General features: G+C 48.2%; 4 protein-coding genes. 3 read left to right on the forward strand and 1 reads right to left on the reverse strand.

Features of this window, described 5'->3' with window-relative positions; genetic code table 11:
• On the forward strand, positions 1–4,369 hold a 4,369-nt coding region (locus V6C93_RS08770), incomplete at its 5' end, for a translocation/assembly module TamB domain-containing protein (protein ID WP_333476275.1).
• A gap of 225 nt (positions 4,370–4,594) precedes the next feature.
• Here the strand turns inward: V6C93_RS08770 and V6C93_RS08775 are convergent.
• Entirely contained in the window at positions 4,595–5,500 is a 906-nt protein-coding gene (locus V6C93_RS08775) for a peptidoglycan recognition family protein (RefSeq protein WP_333476276.1), read from the reverse strand.
• Positions 5,501–6,104: 604 nt separating this feature from the next.
• Between V6C93_RS08775 and V6C93_RS08780 the strand changes: the two genes are divergently transcribed.
• Both V6C93_RS08780 and V6C93_RS08785 read left to right on the forward strand, forming a co-directional pair.
• On the forward strand, positions 6,105–6,575 hold the full coding sequence (locus V6C93_RS08780) for a helix-turn-helix domain-containing protein (RefSeq protein WP_333476277.1): 471 nt from the start codon (positions 6,105–6,107) through the stop codon (positions 6,573–6,575).
• A 3-nt stretch (positions 6,576–6,578) separates the two neighbouring features.
• Positions 6,579–7,028: PIN domain-containing protein (locus V6C93_RS08785; RefSeq protein WP_333476278.1), on the forward strand; the 450-nt coding region annotated here is incomplete at its 3' end.

Below are 7,028 nucleotides of genomic sequence, written 5' to 3' on the forward strand. Positions count from 1 at the left end.
GTTTCGTGTTCCTGTTGCAGGTAACTTTAGGATTTCTGGCCCTCTGACCAATATCAATGCTGCCACAATTCAGGGAACCGGTTCTGGGAGTTTAAATGTTGCAGGCGGAACCGTTAGAGCTACCAATATCCAACTCGCCAAAGGTCGCTTCACGGCACAAGTCCAAGCCTCTGGCGTGCAGGTAGGGCGTCTGGCTCAGGTGCCCCCCCAGTTCCGCGTTCCGGTTTCGGGTAACTTTACCCTTTCTGGCCCTCTGACTGAATTTAGTACGGCGAAGGTTCAAGGAACGGGTTCCGGAAGTTTGAATGTCGCCGGAGGAACGGTACGAGCCACCAATATCCAGCTCGCGGACGGTCGCTTTGTAGCAAAAGTTCAAGCCTCTGGGGTAGAGGTACAGCGTCTGGCTCAAGTTCCCCCCCAAGTCAGGGGGCCTTTGTCTGGTAACTTTACCCTTGCTGGCCCTTTAACGGAGTTGAGTACAGCGACGATTCAGGGGAGGGGTTCTGGGAGTTTGAATGTCGCCGGAGGAACGGTAAGGGCAACCAATGTTCAACTGGCGAATGGGAACTTCACCGCTCAAATCCAAGCCTCTGGAGTACCGGTGGAGCGTCTGGCAAAGGTGCCGCCCCAGGTACGGGGGCCTCTCTCTGGCAACTTTAATGTATCCGGTGCGCTGGCGAACTTGAGTCCTTCTACCATTCAGGGAAGCGGTTCTGGAACATTAAATGTCGCTGGCGGTACGGTTAGAGCAACCAATATCCAGCTGGCGAATGGGAACTTCACGGCACAAGTCCAAGCCTCTGGAGTCGAGGTGGGGCGTCTGGCGCAGGTACCCCCCCAGTTTCGCGGTGCTCTCTCTGGAGACTTTAATTTGGCTGGTGCTCTGGCGAACTTGAGTCCTTCTACGATTCAAGGGAGCGGTTCTGGAAGGTTAAATGTGGCTGGAGGGACGGTTAGGGCGACCAATGTCCAACTCGCGGATGGTCGTTTTACGGCTCAAGTCCAGGCATCTGGGGTAGAAGTAGGGCGTCTGGCGCAGGTGCCACCCCAGTTCCGGGGCGCTCTGACTGGAGACTTTAATCTAGCTGGCTCCCTGGCGAATTTAAGTCCTGCCGCGATTGAGGGAAGCGGTTCTGGAACTTTAAGTCTGGCTGGAGGGAGCGTCAAAGCGTCTAACGTACAACTTCGCAACGGTCGTTTTGTGGCGAATGTCCTGGCATCGGATGTCCCATTAGCGAGTTTTTCCCCGGATTTACGAGGACGATTGAATGGTCAGCTCGATGTCTCTGGTTCGCTAGCTGCCCTTTCTCCTAATGCCATTCAGGCTCGTGGTCAAGTCAATTTCAGTGAAGGCATTGCTATAATTGACCGCTCTCTCACCGCTGCTATTGACTGGAATGGTCAGCAGCAACAGTTGCAAATTCAACAGGCGACAGCGGAAGGATTTAAGGCCAATGGTGTCGTCAATGTCAACCTGGCAAACCGGGGTTTACAAGCGATTAAGGGGTTCGACCTCAATGTTCAAGCCGATAACTTGAACCTCAAACAGTTACCAGCTAGCTTACCTAACGGTATCAATGTAGCAGGACAAGCGGATTTTAACGGTCGCATTGCGGGAACTGTTAGCACTCCGAATGTCAACGGAACTCTCGCACTGCGGAATTTTGCCGTTGATGGTCTAACGTTTGAATCCCGGCTGGCAGGAAGTATCAATACTGTAGCGGGACAACCGTTGAACCTGAAGCTGGCGGGTGAGAATGACCGGATTGAGGTGGCGCTAGGGGCAGACTATCGCCCAGTCTCCTTTGATATTAAGCGAGGCGAGACGATCGCACAGGGCAGGCGACAAGGGGATGTCCTGCAAGTTACAACCGAAAAATTCCCCATTGCTCTGCTCAAACAGCTAACCCCTGTACCCCCCGCTATTGCCACCCAACCCTTACAAGGAGACATCTCTGGCAACCTGGATGTCAATCTCAAAACGTTTGATATTACTCTGAATAATATTGCGATCGTAGGCCCGATCTTTAATGCGCGTCGCGGCGAGTCGTCTCCAGCCGCTAATAATCAATACTTCCTTTCCGGTAAAATTGCCCGAACGGCAGCGGGTCCTCAATTCCAAAACGTTCAGCTTAACGTGAAGCAGGGAGAACTTTCGGTTGTTGTTGCAGCGCTGCAAGCCTTTCAACTCATCAAGCTTACTCCAGCTAAACTGAGCTTCAATGCGACGGGTGATACGTTGGTGTCACCCATACTCTTGCAAGACGTACCCCTGCAAACTCAGCTGCGGCGTCTATCAGAAATCAAGGCACTGGAGGAACAGCAGAGTGAGCAGCGTGAAGCTTCATCCGTCTTACCCGACCTCGCTCAACTCAAGGGTAATTTCACGGGTACCGTAACCGTGGATGGCTCTTTGGCTTCTGGTGTTAGCGCCAAAATTAATATCGAAGGTCAAAATTGGGCATGGGATACCTATAAAGTTAACCAGGTGAGTGTCTTGGGTGAAGGTCAATTTCAGAATGGCGTCCTCTCCCTCTTACCCCTGCGCATCCAATCCGGAAACAGTCTCATCTCCTACTCCGGCACGATAGGCGGCGATGCACAATCGGGTCAGCTCCAGTTGCAAAATATCCCGATTGACCAACTCCAAGGGATTCTCTCCAAAGTTCCCAACGTACCGCCCAATCTAGTTGGCTTCACGGGGTTGTTGAACGCTACCGCTACACTTTCCGGTAGCATTAAAAATCCCCAAGCTAGAGGGGTACTTACCCTCGCTGATGCAACGCTCAACCGGACAAAAGTGCAGGAAGCGCTCGGCACTTTCAGTTACAACGACGCCCGCCTCAACTTTAACAGTGAGTTCAGGCTTGCCGAATCTCAAAATCCCCTGACCATTGGCGGTAGTATCCCCTTCAAGCTACCGGTTGCCACAGTTGCACCGGCTAGCAACAAGCTCAACCTCAGTATCAATGTGCAAAATGATGGAATTGCGCTATTGAATCTCTTCACCGGAGGACAAGTTAGCTGGGTGAATGGCAATGGCAATGTACAGGTTGAGGTTGGTGGAATCTTGAATCAGCAGACGAATCGACCCGAACAACTGGTGGCTAATGGTAGCGCCACGATAGAGAATGCCACCATCCAAGCGTCCGCACTACCCGACCCCCTCACGAATGTAAAAGGTAAAGTGCAGTTCAACTTTGACAATATTGAGATTGCTGAACAGCTGACGGGTCAGTACAGTGGGGGTACGATAACGGCAATGGGAACTCTCCCCATTTCTCAGGGAGCATCCTCAGATAAGCAAATCGCGTTGAATATTGGTGAGCTGGGATTAAACCTGAAAGGACTTTATCGGGGTCGTGTCCAGGGGAATGTGGCGATCGCAGGCACGGCACTAAACCCTAAAATTGGGGGGGAGGTTACCCTGTTTAATGGAAATGTGTCCCTAGCAGAGCAAACGGCGCGTCCAAGCGGTGGCACAGGTGATGGCACAGGCGGTGGCACAGGTGGTGGTGATTCTACATCATCGAACCGCATCGAGTTCGATAACTTAAAGCTAAAGCTGGATAAAAACATCCAAATCACGAGAGCCCCAATCTTAAATTTCCTCGCCGATGGAACACTCACCATCAATGGCTCTCTGGGTAACATCGAGCCAGAGGGAATCATTGATATCAAACGTGGTCAAGTCAATCTGTTTACCACCCAGTTCCGATTGGCAAGAGGTTATAACAATACTGCCCAGTTTACACGCAAGCAAGGACTAGACCCCAACCTGAATGTGCGCCTGGTGGCATCGGTATCCGAAGGCACACAACGGCGGCTTGCAACTGACCCTCTGTCCGCTGAGATTAACGATGCTCCGTCGGTGACGGGTGTTGGCAGTGTGCAATCTGTTCGTATCCAGGCTAAGGTCGAAGGCCCAGCCAGCCAGCTAACGGATAACCTGGAACTCACCAGTTCGCCATCGCGCACCAAATCAGAAATTGTAGCGCTCTTGGGGGGTAGCTTTGTCGATACATTAGGTCGAGGAGATACAACACTGGGTTTGGTTAACCTGGCAGGGTCAGCATTGTTAGGTAATGTGCAAAACGTTATCGGTGACGCCTTGGGATTGAGTGAGTTTCGCCTATTCCCGACAATTATTACGAATGAAAAACGACGAACGTCTGCTTTAGGGTTGAGTGCTGAAGCAGGGGTTGATATCGGACGTAATTTCTCTGTTTCTGTATCCAAGGAGTTAACGACAGATCAGGCGGCTCAGTATGGTCTGCGTTATCGGCTCAACGAGAAGACACTTCTGCGCGGTTCAACTGATTTTTCGGGTGATAGTCGGGCGGTAGTCGAGTACGAAACGCGATTTTAGCCAAATTGTAGGGTACGTCAGCGGCAGCGTAGCGTACTCTATCGTACTCCTAATCACTTTGGAGAGGCTCCTGCTCTCCTCATTAACTTCCTCTGTGTCCTCTGTGACTCTGTGGTTCGTTAATGATTCTCACAAAATCAAATCGAAGCGAAGCCTTCGGTGGGTTACGGCTACGCCTAACCCGCCCTACAACTTATACAACTTCCTCTTTTTCTCAGCGACAGCCTATTTTCTCGCCAGGGATTGGCAATCAATGACAATCTCGTTAGTTCTAGGTTGAGCCTGGAGTAATCTCAAAAAAGTCTGTTTGTTAAAGGTTCTGGGATCGCCTCTTTGACCAGAACGGTCTACAGCTTTATGAGTTGTAATCCGCGAATCAGGTACTCCCGTTTTGGCGACTAACCAGGCCAGAGATTGGTATTGAGCTTGAGTATAACCACTATGGCGTCTGCGATTATTATTGCCATCGGGTGGTGTTTCTAAAGATACATGGTAGGCAAAATTGTTAACCGAGGGAGGAAGATCAGGGCTAGTTTGTACCGTTTCCCGTCCATTTTCACCTTCAAAAACGGAGTTCCCCGCCCCAAACGCTCTCATCTCTGGAGGGACGATATAAACAACTTCACCTGAGCGTTTAATGAGTGCGTGATAACTCACTTGCTGTGAATCAAGCTGATGTGGAGTTTGAAACAAATTAATCGCACTCTTCGCTGAACCCACGGTCTCATGAATTACGACAATAGGAGAATATTGGGCAGGTTTGCCATACAAGTCATTCAAAAAACGTTCTCCATAGTTTGTCGGGTCAGCAACAGCGATGGATTCGAGAGGTTTGTAGTTGTTCAATACTCTTGAATCATCATCTATATTAATTTGTTGATCCATAGATGAATTGGACTTATTTCCACTATTTTCAATCCGCCGAAAGCGAGTGAGAGTAATTGGACTCAGAGCGACATCAGTAAGTTGATTGGATGTTGCTGTCTTGAGTTCTGGCTTGACAGCACAAGTAGATGGCATTGCTGGAGCAAGATTTCTTTGAGCAATACTGGATTTGGTAGATAGCTGATTGCGGAGTCCAAACTCGTTATTCAGTACTAGAGCGGTACGCCCTGTCTTCGGGGTAATCATGATGGTAGTTAACCACAAAGCTATTAGAAAGAGAAAAGTAACTATATATTGTTTCATGGGCGCATATTGCCGAAAATTTACAATTTTGAATGACGTTCTACAGTAAAGCGGGTTCCACAGAGCAATCTAAGTTACATAATAATACTGTTCTGCTACCCCACTTTATGAGGGGTATTATTATACCTTTGCGTGGGGCTATTATCAAAAAATATAAGTGAGTCATCAGCGTGCGATCGCAAGTTAGCTGTAGCTCCCTTGTTTCAAAATCTTTCTCTAGAGAGCTTACACTTGAGACTCCCTTCGATTACCCATTTATTCGATTTTATAGCCCAGACTTCAACTCCTAATCTATAAATTTGATCGGCTAATTTATAGCGTAAAATTTTATAAGTTTTCGGTCAAATAAGTAAGGTTCTGTATGAGATTCTCAAATATTTATAAATTAAGTGTGATAAAATTATCATCAAAACATCAGGAGATTGGATTGAGCATCTAGTAAAAGTACAAGATGGAAAAAGTCTATTCCATAAGTTGGCGCTAAGGCAGCTTTATTGAAAGTCAGTCTGCTTTAGTGCCGTTTTGCAGTAAATACGCACTTAAGATCATGACACTCTCTACAGATCGAAATTTACAATCCATTTTACCTACCGAAGATGACGCTGCTCTTGCACGAGCTAGCTACCAGAAATTAGTATCTCTCATACAGCTCCAGGAAGCTTACCTGACTATTAAGGCTATGCAAGATGATTCCAAAGAGGAATCGGTTACTATTCCAGCCGAAGCGTTTCGTCTGCTCCTTGAAATTTTGGCACAGATGGGTCAGGGTAATGCTGTCAAGGTACAGCCAATTAGGCAAGAACTCCATCTCTATGAGGCTGCGGATATCCTTGGCGTCTCTCGTAGCTATGTAGTAAGTTTACTGGAGTCGGGAGAAATTCCTTACTGGATAGAGGGGACAGTCTACAAGATGCGTTATCACGATGTGATTGACTATAAAAATCGGAATGATGCTGAACGAATGAAAGCCCTGGATGAGCTTGCGGCTCAAGCGCAAGAACTCGATATGGGATACTGATGCATGGCGAATTTAATCGTCGTGTATGATGCCTGTGTTTTATATCCAGCACCGTTACGCGATTTTTTGATGTGGCTGGCACTCACGGACTTATTTAAGGCGCGTTGGACAGAGGAAATTCACGACGAGTGGATGCGAAATGTTCTAAAAAATCGTTCTGAGCTTACTTTAGAACAGCTCACTAGAACTAAAAATTTGATGAATGCTAGCGTCAGAGATTGCTTGGTGACAGGTTACGAAGATATTATCCCAGAGTTGCAACTTCCAGATCCAGGCGATCGCCACATACTTGCAGCAGCAATTCGCTGTGATGCCAGTTTTATCATTACTTTTAATCTTAAAGACTTTCCCCAGCAAGTTCTGGCACCTTACGGCGTTGAAGTTCGGCATCCCGATAATTTTATCTTGGATTTGTTTGGCCTTAACTTTAAAGCAATCTGCAAAGCGGCACAA

The sequence above is a fragment of the Allocoleopsis sp. genome (genome assembly GCF_036703385.1).
In the GTDB taxonomy this organism is placed as follows: Bacteria; Cyanobacteriota; Cyanobacteriia; order Cyanobacteriales; family Coleofasciculaceae; genus Allocoleopsis.

Excerpts from the sequence above, each read along its gene's own strand:
- V6C93_RS08780 (WP_333476277.1), top strand. The coding sequence starts at position 6,105 with ATGACACTCTCTACAGATCGAAATTTACAATCCATTTTACCTACCGAA.
- V6C93_RS08775 (WP_333476276.1), bottom strand. The coding sequence starts at position 5,500 with ATGATTACCCCGAAGACAGGGCGTACCGCTCTAGTACTGAATAACGAG.